Genomic DNA, 20,411 nt, shown 5'->3' on the forward strand with positions numbered 1-20,411 from the left:
CCTGCGTGCGTGCGCCGCGTCCCTCATGATCCCCGCAGCTCCTCCGTGTCCACGCACTGCTGCTTCGTGGAGGGGCCGATCCCGCCGTTCTTCGTCACCACGGTGAGCACGAAGCACGGCTTGTCCCAGGCCAGCGGCACGCGGACGGTGATGCTGGAGCTGCCCCTCGCGAGCCGCTCCGTCTCCACGCCCTCGTACTCCTCGGGGAGGTTCTGCCAGGCGATCTTGATGTCGTCGTTCGACGTCATCCCCTCGGGCGTGCTCCAGCTGATCTTCACGGTGCCCGCCGTGGTGCCGCGCTCCTTCTCGAGGACCGTCATGGAGACGTCCTCCGGAGGCTCCTGTGCGCCCGGCTCCCAGTCCTCGCTGGTCGTGGGGGCTGCGGTCGTGGGCTCCTCGGGCTCGATGAAGGTACTGCGCACGACCGCCATCGTCCCCACCCCGATGCCCAGCACGAGCACGGCGGCGAGGGTCACCAGGGGCCACATCGGCCGACGGCGCGCGGGAGCTCCGGGACCTGCAGCCCCGGCGGCTCCGGGCGCCGCCGCAGCAGCGGACGGTGCCCCGGCCCCACCCGGCCCGGCAGATCCTCCGACGCCCGCGGAGGCGCCGGACAGCGCGGCCGGCGCCGGCGAGGGACGCACGAGCGTGGTGTCGTCCCCCTGCCCGGGGGCGAGCGAGCGGGATCGCGCGGGGCGCCCGCCGCCCAGTGCGGGGGCGACACCGGCGAAGGGGTCCAGAACCCGCGACGAGGGGGCGTCGGGGTCGACGGTGGAGACGCGGCGGATGTTGGTGTGCGCCTCGAGGTCGCCCTCCCCCGTGTGCTCGGGAGGGTGATCAGGACCGTGCTCGTCGAGCACGTCCATCTGCGTGATGGGCAGGGAGAGTGCCATCTCGACCTGCTGCAGGGCACGGCCGAGGGCGAGCGCGGACTCGTAGCGGCCGGCGGGCTCCTTCGCCATCGCGACTGACAGGGTCCGGTTCAGCATCTCCGGCACGTCCGGGCGGCCGAGCGGTGCGAGCGGCTCGGAGGAGATCCGGGCGATGAGATCGCTCGCGGTGTTCCCGCCGCCGCTGCGCTCGAAGGGAGTGCGCGCGGCCAGCAGCGAGTAAAGGGTGGCGGCGAGGGAGAACACGTCGCTGCGCTCGTCGGCGCTCGGCGGGTCCTCGAAGGCCTCCGGCGGGGACCAGGGGATCGACAGTCCGTGACTGGCCTCCGGCTCGAGGGCGTTGCCCGCGGCCACGGAGATCCCGAAGTCCGTGAGCGCGGGCCTGTTGTACTCGGTGACCAGGATGTTCGCGGGCTTGATGTCGCGGTGCAGGATGCCGGCGCGGTGCGCGGTCTCCACGGCGCCCGCGATCTGCACGCCCACGCGCAGCACCTCGGCGACGGAGATCCGCTCGCGTCGGAATCGCGCCCCGTAGTTCGGGCGCGGGCAGTACTCCATGACGATGCAGGCGCGGTGCTCCCTGGTCACCTCCGCCTGATGGATCGTGACGATCGAGGGATGGGTCGACATGGTCGCCATCACGTTCGCCTCGGCGTCGAACTGGCCCCGCACGGCGTCGTCGAGGACGCTCGCGAGCAGCACCTTGATCGCGACCCTCCGCTGTGGGCGCAGCTGGCGGTACAGGTGGACGTCGGCGAAGCCGCCGGTGCCCAGCAGCCGTTCGTACTCGTACCCCGCGAGCTGCGGCGGCGGGGCGGGCGGGCGGGGGCTCACGAGGGCCTCCCCATCAGGGTGAGGACCACTCCGTCGCCCAGGTCGAGGCGATCGCCGTCGGCGAGGACGGGGCTCTGGCCCGAGCGCAGACGCTGCGGCGACTCGCCGGAGCGCAGCAGCGTGGTGCCGTTGGTGGTGCGCAGGTCCTCGGCGACCACGTGCCAGCCCTCGAGTCGCAGCGCGACGTGCGAGCGGGAGATGTCCTGCTGGGGGCTGGGAACGGTGATGAGCTGGGGGACGTCGTCGCCGCTCACGCGCGAGGCGCGGGGCCTCCGGCCGATGATCGCCGAGCGGTCGAGCAGGAACCGTCCGCCGGTGCTGATCCCGATCATCCCCAGCGGTGGGCGCGCCACGGTGCGCACTCCCCCGCGGATGCGGGCGCCGCACCAGCGGCAGCTCGTGGCCTCGGGCGGGTTCGCATGGCGGTTCTCGCAGACGGCGCCGGGCAGGGTGACAGCCTGCGCGGGCGCGGTGGGTGCCTGGCCCGTCGGCTGCGCGGGGGAGCCTGCCGAGGTCGCGGAGTGCGGCGGGGCCACGGCGACCGACCGGGCATCGGCACGCCCGGTGCCTGGGACCGCGGCGAAGGGCGCGTGCTCGGTCTGCGCTCGCTCGGCGCCGCCTCGGTCCGAGGTGCGCGCGGCCTGCGCCACCTCGGGGGCGGTGCGCCCCATACCGGGCACCCAGTCGATGAAGCCCCCGGACGACTCCCGCGGCGCGTCCTCGGTGTTCGAGAAGGAGGGATCGGGGGCAGCCTGCTCGGCGGGCACGTCATCGGACGTCGTCTCCTCGCCCCCGGTATCGGAGGCGTCGAGGTCGAGGGACTCGACGTCGAGCGTCGCCTCCGAGGCGCGCTCGCCATCCGCGGTGCCGTCGCCCTCACCTCCGGCGCGGACCGCGGCGGCCTCGATGCTGCGGTGGAGGGTGCGTCCGAACAGATCGTCGTAGGCGCTGCCGCCCTCGCCGATCACCGCACCGAGGTCGCTCGCGCCGGCGGCCCGGGGGGACACCCGGGGCGGATCCGCCTCGGGTGCAGCAGGGCTCGGCTCACGGGGTGGTGCGGGGACTGCGGAATCCGGGGGCGGAGCGGGATGCGTGTGCGGAGGGGCGGCGTCGGGGGAAGGGGAAGTGCCCGCCTCGGGGGTGCCGGCCGACGCGTCCGTGTCGGTGTCGATCACTTCGGGGTCGGCCGCTTGGGGGTCGATCGGTTCGACGCGCGTCACGGGTGCCGCGTCCGCCGCGGGGTCCTCCGCGGGCATCGGCGCCTGGTCACCGTCACCTGTCACCGTCGACGTCGGCGGGGCCGACTGCGGAGACGTCCGGTCCGTCGACCCCTCGGGCCTGCGCTGATCGCTGCGTGACGCCCGGCGATCGAACAGCGACGAGGTCACCAGGCGCGTCGAGCGACCGGGCGCGGGACTCTGCGGAGGGTGCGCCGCCGCGGTCCCTGCGGGCGCGGTGGCGGGCGCCTGCGCGGTCTCGGCGAGGACCGGCTCGGGTGCAGGTGACGGTGCGGAAGCAGTCTCCGTCGGCGTCGGCGTCGACACTGGTGCCGACACCGACACCGGCGCCGTGGCAGCCGGCTCCCGCTCCGGCGCGTCGGCCGCCTGCGGTGCCTTCACCGGGGGTGCCTCTGGCAGCCGCTCCGGGGACATCGCTGCATCGACCGGGGGCGGTGAGGCCTGGGCGTCAGTGGAGGGAGCGAAGAGGTCGTCGAACATGCTGGGCCCGGCGGGCGCCTCCGCAGCGGCACTCCGTGCGGACGACGACGAGGCCCGCGAGCTCGACGACGCGGCGGAGGACTCCGCCCGCGCGGAGGCCTCCTGCGCGCGGCGCTCCTCGCGCTCGCGCTTCTCCTTGGCGCGCGCCTCCTTGCGCTGCGCGGCGCGCTCCTTGGCGGCGGGGTCGAGGATGGAGCTGCCGTCGGCCTCCACCTGCTCGGCGAGCTGTGTCCGTGCCGCCTCCTCGAGCTCCGCGGGGTCGGTGGTCATGAGCACGAACCCGCGGACGCGGCTCATGCCCTCGACCGACCTCAGCGCCGCGACCGGGTCCTCTGCGGGCAGGTCGCCGAAGGCGATCCGGTGCACGTCGGCGAACTCGGTGATGACGGCGGGGCCCTCCTCCGTCCCCGCGAGCAGGCTCCGACCCTCCGCCGTATACACCGCGAGGGGACTCGTGCCGGTGAGACCGATCGTCCGGCTGGTGCCGTCGCCGAGCGCGAACAGCACCGGGGGCAGGCGGTCCTCGGTCTCGAACTCGCTGCCCGAGGCGAGGTCTCCCAACAGGGCGTCGGCCGCCGGGGGCTCGCCGAGCACCCGCCACGCGGACGCTATCAGGGAGCTCTTGACGCCGGGCACGAGCAGCATCCAGCCTGCGGGACGCACGACGAGCGTCGCGGGGCCGGGGTTGAACCAGGTGCCGCGGCCCAGGAGCGAGGACTCCCCGCTCACTGCGATCGGTCCTCGGTCCCGTCGCCGTCCTGCGCGTCGACCGTCCTGCCCGCCTCGTGCTGCGCGCCGTCGCCGCTGCTCCCGGCGCCGTCCGCACCGCGCGGGTGGGTGTCCTCCTCGACCTCGATGGCCGGCTGCGGCGCACTGCTCCCCCGCTGCGGGGCATCGCCCGCGGAGAGCCCGACGAGCTCCGTCGCCTCGACGACCACGACGCTCACGTTGTCGTGGCCGCCGGCCTCCACGGCATGGCGCACGAACTCGCGGCTCAGGTCCTCGACGTCGGCATCGCTGCGCAGGAGGCGCTCGATCTCCTCGTCGGAGAGCTCGTTGGTGAGTCCGTCGGAGCACACGAGGATGCGGTCGCCCACCTCCGCGGGGATCAGCCAGAAGTCGGGATCCGGCTCGGCACCCACGCCCAGGGCGCGGGTGATCATGTGCCGGTAGGGGTGCACTCGGGCCTCGGCATCGGTGAGGTCACCGTGGTCGATGAGCTCCTGGACGACGGAATGATCCACGCTGACCTGCTCGAACAGCTCGGAGGAGAGGCGGTAGACGCGGGAGTCGCCCAGGTTCATGACCGCCCAGTAACCCACACCGTCCAGCACCATCGTCGCGACCAGGGCGACCGTGGTGCCCGCGCCGCGCTCGTCGTCGGCGCTGAGGCCGCTGATGCGGGCACCCGCCGAGCGCAGAGCATCGCCGAGCTGCTCGATGGTCACGTTCTCCTGGACGGTGAGCTTCTCGAACTCCTCGACGGCGATCGCGCTCGCGACCTCGCCGGCGTTGTGCCCGCCCATGCCGTCGGCGACCATGTGGATCGGGTGCACGTCGAGCACGGAGTCCTCGTTGGTCTCCCGCACGCGGCCGACATCGGTCGCATGGGCGGAGACCACGCGGACGGTGCCGGGGAGGTCGGGATCGGTGAGGGATGCGTCGATCACTGGATGCGCTCCACGGTGAGGGTGCGGTCCCCGATCGACAGCGTGGCGCCATCGGACAGGGACAGGGGCGAGTGGGGGTCGAGATCCTGGGAGGAGCCGTCGGCGAGGATCAGCGCCGAGCCGTTCGTCGACCCGAGGTCCGTGACCTGCAGGCCCTCGACGGCGGCTTCGAGACGGAGGTGCGACTTCGAGACCGAGCGGGTCTCGTCCACGAGGACGATCCGCTCCTCTCCGGCCTCGGCCGAGGGGTTGCGCCCGAGCAGCGCGACGCCGCGCACCTCGTGCGCGGAGCCGTCATCGAGCAGCAGTCGATAGCCCGGGCGGCGATCCCGGCGCGCGGCGACGATCCTGGTCTCCTCGACATCGCCGAGGTCCCCCGTCGGGTGCGACAGGCGCGTCGACTCGTCGAGGTCGGCGGGAGGGCCGACGGGCTCGGGCGTCGAGGACGGTGCCGGAGCGGGCCCCGGAGCAGGGGCCGGTGCCGGGGCACGAGCAGGTTCCGCCCCTGGTGCAGGTCCCGACGGCGGAGCAGAGGGCGGCGCCGGCGCGGACTGCGGGGGCTCGGCCCGGGGAGCCGGCGAACTCGTCCACACAGCACTCGGATCGTCGCCGGACAGGGACTGGCCGGCCTCGGCGGGCTGCACGGGCTCGGCATGCGGCGCAGGCTCGGCGGCCTGCACACACTCGGCGGGTTCGGCGGGCTCGGCGGGCATTCCGGCCGGGTCACCCGACGGCGGGGCCCAGGGGTCGACGATCTCGTCGGCCTGTGCGCTGCTCGCATCGGCCGCAGCGGGGTCCACGGGAGATGCTTCCTCGGCGTTGGCCGACGCCGGAGCCGATGGCTCCTCGTGCGCGGCCGCGGGCGCCGGGGCCCAGGGCGAGGAGGTGATGATCGGTTCCCCCGACGAGTCGGACCGCGAGGCGAGTGCATCCTGCGAGGCCTCGGGACGTGCCGCGGGGGCGTCCCACGGCTGCTCCGAGGTGCTCTCGGTAGGCGCGCCCCATCCGCCGTCCGCGGGTGCGGGCGCTCCCCACTGCCCCGCGGCGGGAGCCGGCGAAGCGACGGCACCGGGTCCTTCAGCGCTCTGCTGCGGGTTCGCGCCCCACCCAGGCGAGGGCTGTGCCTGCGCCGGGGACGACACGGGACCAGGAGACCCCCACGCGGGCGGCGCGGAAGCGGCCGAGGCGGCCGAGGGAGATGCGGCGCCGTCCAGCGGAGCGCCGCCACCGCCCTCGGCCCCGGCCGGGACCTCCCAGGCGGCTCCGGGCTTCGCCGTCAGGTTGTCGCGCACGGACACCGGCACCGAAGGATCACCGAGGTACTGGGCGGCGTCGGGCCGGGCGAAGTCGTCGGGCCGGGGGGCGTAGGGGTCGCGCCCTGCCCGCGCGTCCACGAGGATCGTGCTGATCATGCGGTCGTGCAGGCCGCGACCGTGGCGCTCGGGATCGAGGAACGTCGTCAGTCCCGCGATCCAGGTGAGCAGTGCGAGCACGACGTACCGAGCCAGCGAACGGCCGAAGCCGAGCGGCGCACCGGTGTCCTCGCGCACGACCCGCAGGCCCATGATGAGGCCTCCCAGGGTGAACCCGCGGCTCCCCTGCAGCCACACGATCACCAGCGCGTATGCGATCGGCAGGGCCGCACCGAGGCCGGTGAGGATCGTCGCGAGCGTCTGATGGATCTGCAGGGCCAGGAGGATCGCGCCGATCCACAGGGGCAGTGCGGCGATGCCGGCGACCACTCCGTCGATGATGAAGGCGAGCACGCGCTTCCCGGTGCCCGCAGGGGTGCAGCCGTCGACCGGTGGTTCGAGGGGCGCGGGCCCACCGGGTGCGGCGGGTCGATCCTGCGCCGGGGAGGGCGGCTGCCCCCACACGCCGGCGGGCTGCTGTGCGTCCATCCCACGATCGTACTGGGACTGTGCCCGCAGCGCCGTCCCGGCGGGATCGGGCGGCTCCGGGGCGCTGCTGCCCAGCAGCTGGATCTGCTCGGACTCCTCCGAGGGCCCGCCGTCCGTGGCCGCCTCCGCGCGCCGCTGCGGCGGCGCCGACCACGCGCCCGGGGCGTCGGTCGCCCGCTTCTCGTAGGGCGACTCCCGGTACCTGGCACCGCACTCGCCGCAGAGGACCGCACCGGCGCTCAGCAGTGCCCCGCAGGTGCTGCAGTAGCGGGGCGTCCCACCCTGCGCCTCGGACGGGCCACCGGGGCCTGCCTGGATGCTCATCATCGGTCCCTCCTGCGGCGCTGTCCGCGCCGTGCGCTCGATGTTCTGCGCCATGCACGGTATCGGTCCAGGGCACCGTCCACGAAGGACCGGGTCCTCCGCACGGCCCGTTCGAGGGCGCCGCGCGGGGAGAACGCGCCGCCCGCCTGGGATGCGCGATCCGCGACGCTCCCCCTGCGGGAATCCTCCTCGACGCGCTGGGTGGAGGCTGCTCGCAGCCGCTGCTGGGCGCGCCGGTCCGCGCGACGCCGCGCACGGAAGGAGCGCAGCGAGACCGCTGCGCGTGCCCGACGGTGCCAGGGCAGGTTCTCTGTCATCCGACGGCGCGCTGCCGCCACCGTGGCCCAGTAGGACTCGAGGTCGGACTCGGTCGGGGCGTCGGGGGCGAAGGTCGCCCGGTCGGCGCCGGAGGCCAGACGCCGCAGGTCCGCGGCCGCCTCGGCCTCGGAGCCGCCGTCGACCGCTGCCGGAGCGGTGCTGGTGGTGGTGCCGTGGCTGGAGCCCGTGCCGGCTGCGGGAGGGGCGTCGAGGTCGGCGATGATCGCCTCCGCGGTCTCCTTCCGCGTGTCCGACGGCGCACTGCGCCGACCCAGGTCGGTGCGCAGGTCCACGATCTCGCGCCATCCCCCGTCGATGCGGTCGCCGGGTGCTCCGCGCAGCCTGCGGTGGCGTCGGCGCAGCACCTTCGCCCCGGCGATCGCGCCGAGCGTGGCGGCGACGAGCACGGCGAGCAGGCCCGTTCCGGAGACGTACCCGACCCACAGCGGGGCGGGCTCGGGCGGATCGGGCGGGGCCGGCTGGTCCTCGGCCGTGGCGCCCGGCGGAGGCGTCGGCGGATCAGCGGGCGGCGGCGGTGGCTGCGGCACTTGCGGCTGCGGCTTGTCGGTGGTCTTCTGCTCGGGCTGGGTGAGGGTCTCGTCGCTGTCGGGAGCCGGATCGAACCGCTCCCAGTGGACGGTGTCGGAGCCGGGCTCCCGGAAGGCGACCTCGACCCAGGCGGTGACGTCGTCGCCGGTCACGGTCGCGGTCCCCGCATCGGAGCCCGACACCTCGAAGCCCATCACCACGCGGGCCGGGATCCCGATCTCCCGCGCGAGGACGGCGGTGAGGGCCGCGAACTGCTCCTCGTCGCCGATCCTGCCCTGCGGCATGGCGTCGGCCTCGGAGCGGTCGAAGCTCGGATCGTTGAGCATCGCGAGCAGGCGGGACTCGCCGTGGCCGGAGAGCGAGGCCTGCTGGTCCTCGATGCCGTGGGAGTACTCGGCCTCGTTCTTGATGCCGAGCATCAGGTTGCTCATGATCGCGTAGTCGTTGGGGGCGTCGCCGGCCCACTCCTCGGCGGCCTGCTTGAACTTCGGATCGAGTCCTTCGAGGGGCGGGAGCTCCTCTGCCACACCGTCGGCGAAGCGCATCGAGTGCTGCGCGTCCTCCGAGGCGCTCCTGTACGGCTCGTAGGTGACGTCGTAGCTGTCGCCCTCGCGCAGCGAGGACGAGTCCACGAGCGTCTGGGAGCGACGGTTGAGGAAGAGGGAGTCGCCCAGGCGCGCAGACCCCGAGGGCCGCTTCGTCGTCTCCTGATCGGGGTCGACGCGATCGGTCGTGGTGCCCAGGCTGGGCATCCACACCCCGTGGTAGCCGCCGATCGTGACCGTCGAGGTGCGCGCGTCCCCTCCCGGCTGCGCGAGATCCACGGCACCGGCGATCTTGAGGAACGCGCCGGACGGCGAGTCCGCGCGGTCCGATCCGGCGACGTCGTACACCTCGCGGTTGTAGTCGTCGAGGGTCGCCAGGCGGATCTGCTCCCCGTCCTTCACGTTCGTGACGGTGAAGAGCTCCTCCTTGCGGCGGTGCTTGACGTAGCCGCGGAAGTCGGAGAGCGGGGAGACGTACTCGGCCGGGTCGAACTGCGGGGTGAGGCTGTCGCGCAGGGCGAAGCGGGCCGTGCCCGAGGGTGGGTCGAGGGCGGGGCTCGCGGCACCGGTGATCGCGGCGGCGAGCAGCAGGATCACTCCCCCGCCGATCACGCGCCGACGCAGCACGGGGTTTCCCCAGGAGCCCGCGCGCACGGTGTCGGAGATGATGGTGGAGCGCGAGGTGCGCAGGCGGGCGCTCTCGAAGCGCCAGCTCAGCCACGCGAGCGAGAGCATCGCGAACAGCAGCCCGCGCAGCAGTGGGAGGGTGGCCTCCGCCGTGCCGAACACGACCGAGCACAGCAGCATCGCGCAGGGGAACAGCCACGCGATCACGCAGCGGCGGCTGCGCAGCAGCACGGAGAAGCCTGCGACGCCCAGCAGCAGCATGGGCAGCCAGACGACGCCCAGCACGCCGTTCCCGATGCCGATGGGCGGGCTGATGGTGAGCGCGCTCTTCCAGGTCGTCACCGGCATGCGCAGCAGCTCGAGAAGGGCCGACGGCGTGGGCAGCACGCCCAGGAGCGCGCGGTCCGGCACCACGAACGCCGCACCCAGCGCGAAGTGCACGATCGCGATCGCGAGGGTCAGCAGCAGCGGTCCGAGGGACCAGCGGGCGCCCAGCAGGGCGATCACCAGCGAGAGGACGAGCGCCATCACGCCGGTCACGAGGTACCAGGGTCCTCCGAAGACCGAATGGAAGCCCAGCAGCGCGAGCAGGAACAGAGCGGCCAGCACGACCACGTCCACGACGCTCGCGCGCAGCGGGCGCTCCTCGCCCAGGGTCTCCTCGACCCCTCCGGGCGACGCCCGCCCCGGGGGCGGGGCCGTGGTCGACGCCTCCGGCGCCGGTTCCGTGCCCATCACCGGGTCCGCGCCCGACGACGAGGACCGCCGACCGCCGGGGCCGGGCAGGTGCGCGGCGCTCATCGGCCCACCGTCCTCATCGCCATCGGCAGGTCCTCGATGCGCCCCAGGGTCACGAGCTCGAGACCGCCCAGGCGCGAGCGCCGGACCTCGGCGCCGCGTGCGCAGCGCACCGCGATGGGCAGCACCCCGGGCGGGAAGCGGGTCGCGGCCTGGTTGAGCTCGGTCGGGGTCGTCAGGGACCCCACGACGAGCACGACGGCGGAGGCGTTGGGAGCCTTGTCCGCGCAGGCCTGGCCGAGATCCCGCAGGGGGCGCCGGCCCCGCTGCGCCTCGAGCACCGTGTAGTCGTCCAGCAGCCGGCGCAGCGTGGCGGTGCGCTGACGCCCGGCGGTGGTGAGGGCCGTGAGCTCCTTCTCCTCCCGCATCGTCTGCACGGAGACGGAGGCCGCGGCCGAGACGGCGAGCTCGAACTCGTCCTCGTCCTCGAAATCGGCGGCGCGGTCGGCGAGCGCGACGACCACGTGGGAGCGGCGGGTCTCCTCGAACTGGCGGACCATGAGCTTGCCCGTGCGAGCGGTCGTGCGCCAGTGGACGTGCCGACGGTCGTCCCCCGGCGTGTAGTCGCGCAGGGCGTGGAAGGCGATGTCGGAGCTCGAGAGGTCCGAGGAGGGCGTGCCCTCGAGGTCCCGCAGGAAGCCGCTCGCGGCCTCGTCGAGGCGGACGGTGCGCGGGTGCACGAACAGCTCCTGCGCCTTCGCCCAGGTCACCTGACGGCGCATGAGCGAGAGCGGATCATCGCGCACGGAGCGCACCGGGCCGACCACGAGCACGGCGCGGCGGCGGGTGGGCACGGCGAACAGCTCCTCGTGGGCGGCCGAGGCGCCCAGGCGCGGCACCAGGAACTGGGCGCTCGCGCTGCCCACGGAGAGCTCGATCCGCGAGGGCAGGATGGTCTTCTCGGTCGGGTTGCGAACCTCGACCCGGCCGACGGCACGGGTGCCCACGACCACCCGATGGGACTGCAGGTCCAGGGTGATCGCGTAGGAGGTGCGCCCCAGCACGAACACGGCCGCGATCACGAGCGGCACGAGCAGGGCGAGCGCGAGCACGTTGAGCTCGGTGAGGTGCAGCCAGAGCCCGAGGACCCCGCTCACCAGCACCGCCGCGAGCAGGGTCCAGCCCACGGGCGAGACCACGGCGAGCACGGGCTTCGCACGCTTCCACGCACGCTCCGCCGTGCACCGTGCGCGCTCGAGGAGACCCGGCGCGGGCGCGTCCGTGTCCGTGACCTCGGGAGCCGCCGACGACGGCCCGGACACGGGCGCGGGCGACTGCCCCGAGGGCGCGCCCGGGGGTGCGGCGGGCGACGTGGCCGGCGGGGGCGTCGAGGAGGTGCGAGGAGGGATGCTCATGCGTTCTGTGGGCTCACGCGCTCTCTCGGCGGGCCTGCGGCGGGGCGACCTCGGAGAGGATCCTGCCCATGACGCTCGCGGCGGAGGCCCCGGCGAATTCGGCCTCGGGGTCCAGGACGAACCGGTGCAGCCAGACGGGTGCGATGAGCTCCTTGACGTCGTCGGGGACGACGTAGTGGCGGCCGTCCGCTGCGGCCCAGACCTTGACCGCCCGCATGAGGGCGAGGGCGCCGCGGATCGAGACGCCCACGCGGACCTCGTCGGCCAGGCGGGTCTCCTCCATGAGCCGGGAGACGTACTCGAGGACTGCGGGGTCCACGTGCACGGTGGAGGCGAGGGAGGTCATGTCGTCGACGGCCTGCAGGGAGATCTTCGGGCTCAGCTGCCTGCTGCGGTCACGGATCGCGGAGCCCTGGAGGATCTGCACGCTCGAGGCGTGGTCGGGGTACCCCAGGGACGTCTTCATGAGGAAGCGGTCCAGCTGCGCCTCGGGCAGGCGGTAGGTGCCGGCCTGCTCGATGGGGTTCTGGGTGGCGATCACGAGGAACGGGGAGCCGACCTCATGGGTGACGCCGTCGACGGTGACCCGCCCCTCCTCCATCACCTCGAGCATCGAGGACTGCGTCTTCGGCGAGGCGCGGTTGATCTCGTCGGCCAGGACGATGTTCGCGAAGACGGGGCCCTTGTGGAACTCGAACTGCTTGGTGGCCTGGTCGTAGATCGTCACGCCGGTGACGTCGGAGGGCAGCAGGTCGGGCGTGAACTGGATCCGCGTCGACGTGCCCTGCACGGTCGCGGCGAGCGCACGGGCGAGCGAGGTCTTCCCGGTGCCCGGCGCGTCCTCGAGCAGCACGTGCCCTGGGGCGAGCATGGAGGTGAGCACGAGGCGCACCACGTCGCTCTTGCCCAGGACGGCCTGGCCGACGCTCTGGACGAGCTTGTCGAAGGTCTCGGCGAACCAGCTCGCCTGTTCGGGGGTCATACTCACGCGTGTCTCCAGGATATGTGTGATGGGGCCGGTCGGAGGTGCGGCGTGCACCGCCGGATATTGGTGGGATCACCCGTTGGGCATCGTGATCTCTCCGACCTTCTTGCCGTCGACGAGGACGTCGAAGGTGTCTCCGGGGAAGCCGTAGTAGTACTCGTGGTCGCTCGTGAACTTCCCGTTCTTGTCGGCTGGGATGGAGCGCGGCAGGTTCTTCTCACCATCCGACCAGAGCTCACCGTTGCGATGCTCCTTGAAGTCCAGCTGATAGGACTTGCCGGGTTCCAGGTCCGTGATGGTGAAGGCGAACCACTTGCAGTGGCCGCTGCTGCAGCCCTTCTCGTTCGTTGCGCTGTCGAGCCACTTCGCGGACCCCTTCGTGACCTTGCCGCTCAGCGACTTCGCGGTCGCGGAGTCGGAGGTGGTGCCGCTGACGAGCTTCTCGCTGTTCACGACGCGCGCTTCGACGGTGTACTTCGTGCCGCCCTTCGCACCCACCTGCGGATCGCCGCCGCCGGCGCCGAGGTCCTTCCAGCCGCCGCCGTTCACGCGGTACTGGACCTTGCTCACGCCGACTCCGCCGCCGCCGTTGGCCCTGATCTTCGCGGTCACCGGGCAGGAGGTGCCGCTGCAGTTCGCTGCGCTCATCGACACCGACGGCGCGTCGGGCTTGGTGTACGGGCGCACGGCGCTCGAGGCCTTCGAGAGCTCGCTCTCGCCGCCTGCGAAGCGGTTGTATGCCTGCACGGTGAACGTGAAATCCTTCCCGTTCTGCAGCCCGTCGATCGTCACGGAGTCCTTCGAGGCGTCCACGGTCTGCGGCTCACCGCCGGGCCACCGCACCATGTAATGGTCGATCGGCGTGCCGCGCCCATCCGCCTTCTTCCAGGAGACCGTGACGCGGCCGTTGGGCCCCTTGCCCGTGTGGGCATCGGGGAGGGAGGCCGTGACTTCGGTGGGGGCCTTCGCCTTCGCGTACGCCGTGACCGGGTTCGAGGCCGCCGAGGCCGCCGTGCCCTTGCCCACGGAGTTCGTGCCCGTGTAGGTGAAGGTGTATTCGGCGTTGCGATCCAGGTCGTCGAACCGGCCGGAGGTCTTGCCGTCCTTGGTGGTGATGGTCTTCTCGCCGCCGCCGCCCTTCGCGGGGTGGGCGGTGACCGTGTACGAAGTGACCTTCTCGCCGTTCTGCTCGTCCTCGGTCATCGCCGGCCACTTCACCGAGACGGCGCCGCCCAGTTCGTCCTCGAGGCGCGTCGCGGTGATCTTGCCCGAGGGCTTCTTGGGCTTGCCCGCAGGGTGCTCCGCGGACGACCGCTCCGACCAGTCGGAGGGCTCGTCGGCCTTGTTCTTCGCGCGGACGCTGAAGGTGTAGTCGACGCCGTTGGTCAGCCCGTCCACGGTGGTGCTGGTGCTCCCGCCCTCGACCGGGATGGACGTCGTGGAACCGTCCTCGCCGATCATCTGCAGCGCGTACTCGCTGATGGGCGAGCCGTGGTTGACGGGCTTCGTCCAGGACACCTGGAGCTTGCCGTCGCCGCGCTTCGCGCGCGGCGCCTCGGGCTTCTCCGGCTTCACGTCGGGACGGGCCTTCGCCGAGGCGGCCGACGGCTCCGAGGTCCCCACGTCGTTCGTCGCGGCGACGGTGAAGGTGTACTCGGTGTCGTTGGTGAGTCCGGTGATCTTGCAGGTCGTGCTCTCGCACTGCGTGGACTTCCCGCCGCCGGCGGGCTTCACCGTGTACCCCGTGATCGGGGCGCCGTTGTCGTTCCCGGGCTCGAATCCGAGCACCACGTACCCGTCGCCGGTCTCCTCGATGCGAGGGGCCGAGGGGGAGTCCGGCGTGCCGCGCACGTTGACGCGGATGGTGCCCGTGTCCTGTCGATCGGGATCCTTGGTGGCGTCCTGGATGGTGTAGCTGACCGTCGCGACGCCGTGGAAGTCGGCGCCGGGCGCCAGCGTCACCGCGTCGTCCGTGTGGTCCACGTCGATCGTGCCGGCCTTCGCCTTCGCGTCGACGATGGTGACGGGCTTGCCCAGGGGCTCGGTGTCGTTCGCGGTGGGACGCACGGTCTTCGTGTCCCCCGCGTCGATGTCGTAGGTGTCCCCCTGGGCGGAGGGAAGCGGCTCCCGGGAGCCGGTGACCGTGCCGCTGATCTCGGCCTTCACGGGGTCGTTGGTGCCGTCGGAGACGGAGACGGGCGCCGAGAACTTCGTGCCCTTGGCGACGTCGGCATCGGCCTGGGCGCTCACCACGCCCTCGGGGCTGACCTCGACGCTGATGCCGTCCACTCCGGTCTCGCCGGTGGACTCGAAGGTGAGGGCGTCGCCCTCGGGGTCCTCGCTGGTCCGGGCGAGATCGACCTGGCGGGCGTCGCCGCCCTGCTCGACCTCGAGATCGGTCCCCTGGATCGACGGCGGCTTGTTGTCCTTGGACTCGACCGTCACCGGGATCGACAGCATGCCCACGGCTGCGGTGTCGTCGCCGCGCGGCCCGTCGGTGACCTCGGCGGTGATCGTGTCCTCGCCGGAGTAGTCGTCGGCCGCCCGGTACACGAGGGTGTGCTCGTCCTCGACGAGGCTGTCGCCGTTCGCGTGCTTGGCCTTCACGGTGGCGGTATCGGTGATGACGGGGGCCTGGCCGCCCGGTCGCACGCGCACGTTGTCGGTGTCGTCGAGCGGGATCTTCGCCTCCGTCCCGGCCTGGACGGTGATGGGCTCGCCGACCCAGGTGGGTGCCTGCTTCGAGGTGCCCGGCACCCAGATGTAGCCGGCCGCGGAGTGGTCGTCGAGATCGGTGGCGGTGTAGCGGATCCGGAACGGCTCCTCACGCGGGGTGACGCGAACGATCCCGCGGTCCTCGTCGACGATCTGCACGCCCTCGGGGCTGCCGTCGATCGCGAGCTCGAGGTCCTTCACGCTGCCGTCGGGGTCGACGTCGTTCGCGAGGGCGTCGACATCCACGTGGTCGCTGCTCTCGTCGAGCACCTCCGCGGCGGGGACGAAGTCGTCGGTGACGATCGGAGCGCGCTCCTCGGCGTCCTCCTTGACGGTCAGCAGGATGCTGGCCTCGTCGGAGAGGGATCCGTCGCTCGCGCCGTACCTGATGGTGTACGTGCCGGGCTCCTCCGGCGTCACCATGTCGACGGAGGCCGAGCCCTTCGCCTGGTCCTCGTCGAGGTCGACGGAGCCGTCCTCGGACTTCACGAGGTCGCGGTCGATGCTGAGCGGCGCCCCCTCGGGGTCGGTGTCGTTCTCCAGCGGGAAGACCTGCAGCTTGCGCCCCGGCTTGGCCTCGACCGTGTCGTCCTCGGCGACGGGGTACTGGTTGGTCTCGGTCCGGGCGGCGATGCCGACCTTCACCTCTGCGGTGCCGACGGCCCCCTGGCGGTCCATGACCTGGTAGCGGAAGGTGTCCGTGCCCGAGGCGTCGTCGTCGGCCACGTAGTCGATCCACTCGCCGGATGCCGAGGTCACGCGTCCCTTGCTCGGGGCATCGCCGGTGACGCCGGTGAGGATGACGGAGTCGCCGTCGGGATCGACGCCGCTGAGGCTCACGGGGATGCGCACCGTGCTCCCGGCGACGGTGCGCGCGGTGAGGTTCTGCGGCGCGGGCCGCTCATTGCTGGCGTCGTCCGGGACCACGGTGATCCGCAGTCGCGCGGAGGCCGAGCGCCCGGTCTCGTCGGTGGCGGTGTAGGACAGGGAGGTCTCGCCCTTGGCATCGGGCTTCGCGGTGAAGCGGATCTTGTCCTGATAGGTCTCGAGCGTGCCCATGCCCTTCGCGTCGTCGGCGTCGCGGAAGCCCCCGCCGAGAGCGAGGTCGGAGTCGATCGGGGAGGTGTCGTTCGCGAGGACGTCGGCCGTCACCAGGTCGCCGGCGCGCACCGTGACCTCGTCGTTGACGGTCTTCGGCTCGGCGAACTGGCTGTCGGTCTTCACGACCATGGTCTGGACGGTGCCCTCGACCTCGCCGGCCTGGTTGGAGACGGTGTAGGAGATCGTGACGGGCTCGCCGTCGGTCTCGGCATCGGGGTCCGCGGTGATCTTGATGAGGTGGTGGTCGAGCACGCGCGCATCGACGCCGCTGCCCTCGGGCACCGACACGGAGTCGACGACCAGCACTCCCCCGGTCGGGTCGACGTCGTTCTCGAGCGGGTCGACGAGGGTGGACCCGCCGGCCGTGACCATGCCGAGGTCGTCCACGGCGACGGGCTTCTCGGCCTCGGTGCTCGGCTCGGCGACGTCCACGCGGATGAGTCCGTCGGCGCTCTGCGTGCCCCCGACGATCGTGTAGTCGAGGTAGTAGGTGCCGGCCGTCCTGCCGGTGACGGAGACGGTGCCGGCATCGAGGTCCTTCTCGATGTCGAGACCGTCCCCGCCGCCCTCGAGGGAGACCTCTGCGAGCTCGAGCTTGTCGCCCGACGGGCTCAGGTCGTTCTCGAGCGGCTCGAGGTCGACGGCGCTGCCGGCCACGACCTGGGTGTGGTCGGCCGTGGTGATCGGCGCGAGGTCCTCGTCCTGGACGACCTCCACCTTGAGCTCGCTCTCGAACTCCTGTCCCTTGTCGTCCCGCAGGGTGAGGGAGATGGACTTCTCGCCGTCCTCGAGGCCCGCGTCGGTGAAGCTGACCACGCCGTCCGGGGTGAAGGTGACGCTGTCCTCGGGTTCGACGGAGGCCGCCGCGAGGTAGAAGTCGTCGCCGTCGGGATCGCGGTAGTAGGGCAGGATGTTGAAGCTGAAGCTGCGCCCGGAGCGGATCTTCATCTTCGGCGTCTCGTCCTGGGCGAGCTCGGGCGGGGCGTCGTCCTGCTCCCCCCGCACCGTGAGGGTCGCCACGGACTCCGCAGTCCCGCCCCGGCCGTCGGAGACCGTGTAGACGATCTCCTTCTTCGTCCCGGGCTTCGCGTCCTCGGGGACATCGATCTGCAGCTGGGTGCCGCCGCGGATCGGCGTCACGCGCCCCAGGTCGCTCTCGGCCTTCTTGGGCTTCGCGGTGAGGACGTCGCCGTCGGGATCGGTGTCGTTGCGCAGCACGTCCAGCACGGTGCTGGATCCGGGGCGCACACCCATCTCGTCGGGGTTCGCGACCGGGTCGCGGTTGTCCTCCTTGCGGTCGTAGTCGAGGTTCGCGACCGTCGAGGTCTTGGTCTCCTTCTCCTCCTGCTCGCGGTCGTCCTTCTTGATGTCCTGGGTCACGACCCAGTCGTCGACCAGTGTCATGTCCTGGGAGATCATCCAGGACAGGCCGCTCTCCTGGTCGTTGAGGACGACGAGGTCCCCGTTGACGCGCAGTGCGAGGTCGCTCTCGTCCCGGGCGTCCTCGATCGTGTCCGCCTTCACCTCGCCGCCGCAGACGCGCACGTAGCGAAGCGACCCGTTCCATGCCGCATAGGAGCAGCCGCCGACCTGTGCGGGCGCGACGGGCTCGCCGTTCCCGCCGGAGGGGTAGTGCTGCGCCTTGCCGGCCGAGCCGCTGAGGGGGATCTGGTACAAGGCGTCCGTGGTGGCGAGGACGACATCGTCCGACTCGGGGCCCGGTTGCTGGAGCTCGGCGCCCTGGACGCTCGCGGTCGACGCCCCGAGATCCTCGAGCGCGACATCGGTCTTCGCGTCCTCGCCGATGTGCAGCCGACCGTGCCCGGTCTCGGTGTCGAGCACGACGGGCGTCTCGCCGACGGTGGTGAGGGAGACCGCGTCCTCGGTGTTCGAGAGGTCGTCGATGGAGCCGATCTTCTCGGGCTTCGCCTTGCCGACGTCCAGGGTGCGCGGGATCTTGTACAGCTGCTTCCCGTCGAGCACGAAGACGGTCCCCGAGTCGGTGACCGCGATCTGTGCGCTCTCGTCCTCCGCGGTGAGCACCGGCTTCTGCCCTGTCGCGGAGAACGAGGAGATCTGGCCGGCGTCGGCGACCCAGACGCGCCCCCCTTGTCCGATGATGCCGACGCGGTCCGACCCGAGATCGACCTCCGGGTCCACGCCGAGGTCGATGCTGCCGGTCCGCTCGACGCTGGCGGTGTCGATGGGGATGATTCCCTTGGGGCCGGTCACCATCACGTGGTACCCGTCCTGCAGGACGTCGAGGTCGTCGCCGTCGATGGCTTCGCGGCCGTCGAGCTCCTGCGCGTCCACGTTGAGGCGGCCCAGGAGGTGCTTCTGGGAGTTGGTGACCCAGACGGCGCCGTTGTTGACGGTGACCTCGGCGGAGGCCAGACCGTCGAAGCGCACGGCGCAGATGGTGATGACGAGCGCGAGAACGGCCAGGACGGCGCTGGAGATGAGGGTGCGTCGGCGCCGTCGGCCCTTCATCGCGAATGCCACGTGCAGCTCCCCTGCCCCTCATGCCGCGCTGCCCGAGGTGGTCCCAGAACGCGACAGCCCCCTACAAGACCCGTCGGTACGAGGGCGCTCTGCTCCCGGCGTCGATCAGCCGGCTCGCCGTGCGGTCGCGGCGGTACCGGCGACCTTCGGCGTGGAGTGCCCGGAGAGATGCTACCGGGCGGTCGGACTGAGGCCAATGCTCGGACGCGAATGTGGAGGGGCGAACGGGCGACGATGTGACCCGGACGCCGACGCTCCTGCGGCGCAGCACGGGCTGACCTCAGTGGTCGATCACGTGTCGCGGTCGACGAGTCCTCGTGTGAAGTCGATCAAAGCGCGGCGGGCGGGGACATCCGGCAGCGCGCCCAGGATCTCGATGGCCTCGCCGACGAGCGCGTGCGCCATGTCGAGGGTCGCCTCGAGGGACGGATCCTCACGGAGGAGCCCCACGAGGACGGCGAGGTCCCCATCGTCGCTGAGATCCCCGTCGAGCCGGGAGACGATATCGCGCGTGCGCTCGTCCGGAGTCTCCGCCAGGCGCCTGCGGATGAGCAGGGTAGGCATCGTGGGGACGCCCTCGCGCAGATCCGTTCCCGGGTTCTTCCCCGAGGTCTGGGGGTCGCTGCGAAGGTCCAGGACGTCATCTGCGAGCTGGAAGGCGACACCGGCCTTCTCGCCGTACGCGCGCATGACCGCGGCGACATCCTCGCCCGCACCGGAGGTGAGCGCACCGAGCTCCCCGGCGACGGAGAGCAGCGATGCGGTCTTGTCGGAGAGGACGGAGAGGTAGTGCTCGAACGGGTCTGCGCCTTCAGCCGCGCCGACGGTCTCGTGCAGCTGACCGAGGCAGAGGCGCTCGAAGGTGCGCGCGTGGAGGGCGACGATGTCGGCACCCAACTGTGCGCTCAGGGCACTCGCACGAGCGAACAGGAAGTCCCCCGTGAGGATGGCGACGGAGTTGCCCCAGACCTCGTGAGCGCTCGCCGCGCCTCTCCGCGTGGGCGCCGAATCCATGACGTCGTCGTGATACAGGGAGGCCAGATGCGTGAGCTCGACGAGAGTGCCGGCGTCGATCACAGCCTCGTCGGCGATATCGCCCATGGAGGCCGCGAGAAGAACCACCAGGGGGCGGAGACGCTTGCCGCCAGCATCCATCAGGTGCCGTGATGTCCACGCCATCATGTCGTCGGAGATCGCGACGGTGTCCGTCAGCCTCTTCTCGATGCTCGTGAGCCCCGAGAGCACGGCTCCCGCGAGCTCCTCATCGACATCCGGGAGTGACGAGAGGGCAGATTCCACGATTCGTCCTCTCGCACGGGGTCACGGCCACGGGTCCCCGCGCTCGCGAGGACCCTCACGATTCTAGCCCCGGGTGCGTCTGCGCAACCACCTTCAGCCTCTGGGCATGCACCACACCACACGTCGACGCAGACCGCCTCCCGGCTGGTCCCGACGGGCTCTTGCGCGACGGGGGCGCGGGCCGGTGCGAGTGCCTCGGGCCCGCGCCCTGAGACAGCCGACGTCTGAGCGGAGCAGACGTCGCCGCGTGGGGCGACGAGCGTATGGACGCAGAAAAGGG

The 20,411-nt window shown here is 72.1% G+C and carries 9 protein-coding genes; all 9 read right to left on the bottom strand.

The genetic code is table 11. The features are described from left to right. Positions 1-23 precede the first annotated feature (23 nt). A complete protein-coding gene (locus FHG10_RS16530; RefSeq protein ID WP_152354452.1) occupies positions 24-1,724 on the bottom strand; it encodes a serine/threonine-protein kinase in 1,701 nt (566 codons plus the stop codon). Beyond that, on the bottom strand, positions 1,721-4,171 hold the full coding sequence (locus FHG10_RS16535) for an FHA domain-containing protein (RefSeq protein ID WP_152354453.1): 2,451 nt from the start codon (positions 4,169-4,171) through the stop codon (positions 1,721-1,723). The genes FHG10_RS16530 and FHG10_RS16535 overlap by 4 nt, the downstream gene beginning before the upstream one ends. Further along, positions 4,168-5,112 (bottom strand): PP2C family protein-serine/threonine phosphatase, encoded by a 945-nt coding sequence (locus tag FHG10_RS16540; RefSeq protein WP_152354454.1) that lies wholly within the window; start codon positions 5,110-5,112, stop codon positions 4,168-4,170. The genes FHG10_RS16535 and FHG10_RS16540 overlap by 4 nt, the downstream gene beginning before the upstream one ends. Beyond that, positions 5,109-7,340, bottom strand: a complete 2,232-nt coding sequence (locus tag FHG10_RS18075; RefSeq protein WP_193636362.1) for an RDD family protein — start codon at positions 7,338-7,340, stop codon at positions 5,109-5,111. Before FHG10_RS18075 ends, FHG10_RS16540 begins: the two co-directional genes overlap by 4 nt. Further along, positions 7,337-10,177 carry a transglutaminase family protein gene (locus FHG10_RS16555; RefSeq protein ID WP_152354455.1) on the bottom strand — a complete coding sequence of 947 codons (2,841 nt, stop codon included), beginning with the start codon at positions 10,175-10,177 and terminating at the stop codon, positions 7,337-7,339. The genes FHG10_RS18075 and FHG10_RS16555 overlap by 4 nt, the downstream gene beginning before the upstream one ends. Beyond that, positions 10,174-11,529, bottom strand: a complete 1,356-nt coding sequence (locus tag FHG10_RS16560; protein ID WP_152354456.1) for a DUF58 domain-containing protein — start codon at positions 11,527-11,529, stop codon at positions 10,174-10,176. The genes FHG10_RS16555 and FHG10_RS16560 overlap by 4 nt, the downstream gene beginning before the upstream one ends. Positions 11,530-11,542: 13 nt before the next feature. Continuing rightward, positions 11,543-12,517: an AAA family ATPase gene (locus FHG10_RS16565; protein WP_152354457.1), complete on the bottom strand. Its 975-nt coding sequence runs from the start codon at positions 12,515-12,517 to the stop codon at positions 11,543-11,545. A gap of 69 nt (positions 12,518-12,586) precedes the next feature. Then, on the bottom strand, positions 12,587-18,832 hold the full coding sequence (locus FHG10_RS16570) for an Ig-like domain-containing protein (RefSeq protein ID WP_227488335.1): 6,246 nt from the start codon (positions 18,830-18,832) through the stop codon (positions 12,587-12,589). Positions 18,833-19,123: 291 nt separating this feature from the next. Beyond that, positions 19,124-20,131, bottom strand: coding sequence for a polyprenyl synthetase family protein (locus FHG10_RS16575; protein WP_152354458.1), 1,008 nt, complete (start codon positions 20,129-20,131; stop codon positions 19,124-19,126). Positions 20,132-20,411 lie beyond the last annotated feature (280 nt).

This window comes from Brachybacterium subflavum (assembly GCF_009299795.1).
GTDB lineage: Bacteria > Actinomycetota > Actinomycetes > Actinomycetales > Dermabacteraceae > Brachybacterium > Brachybacterium subflavum.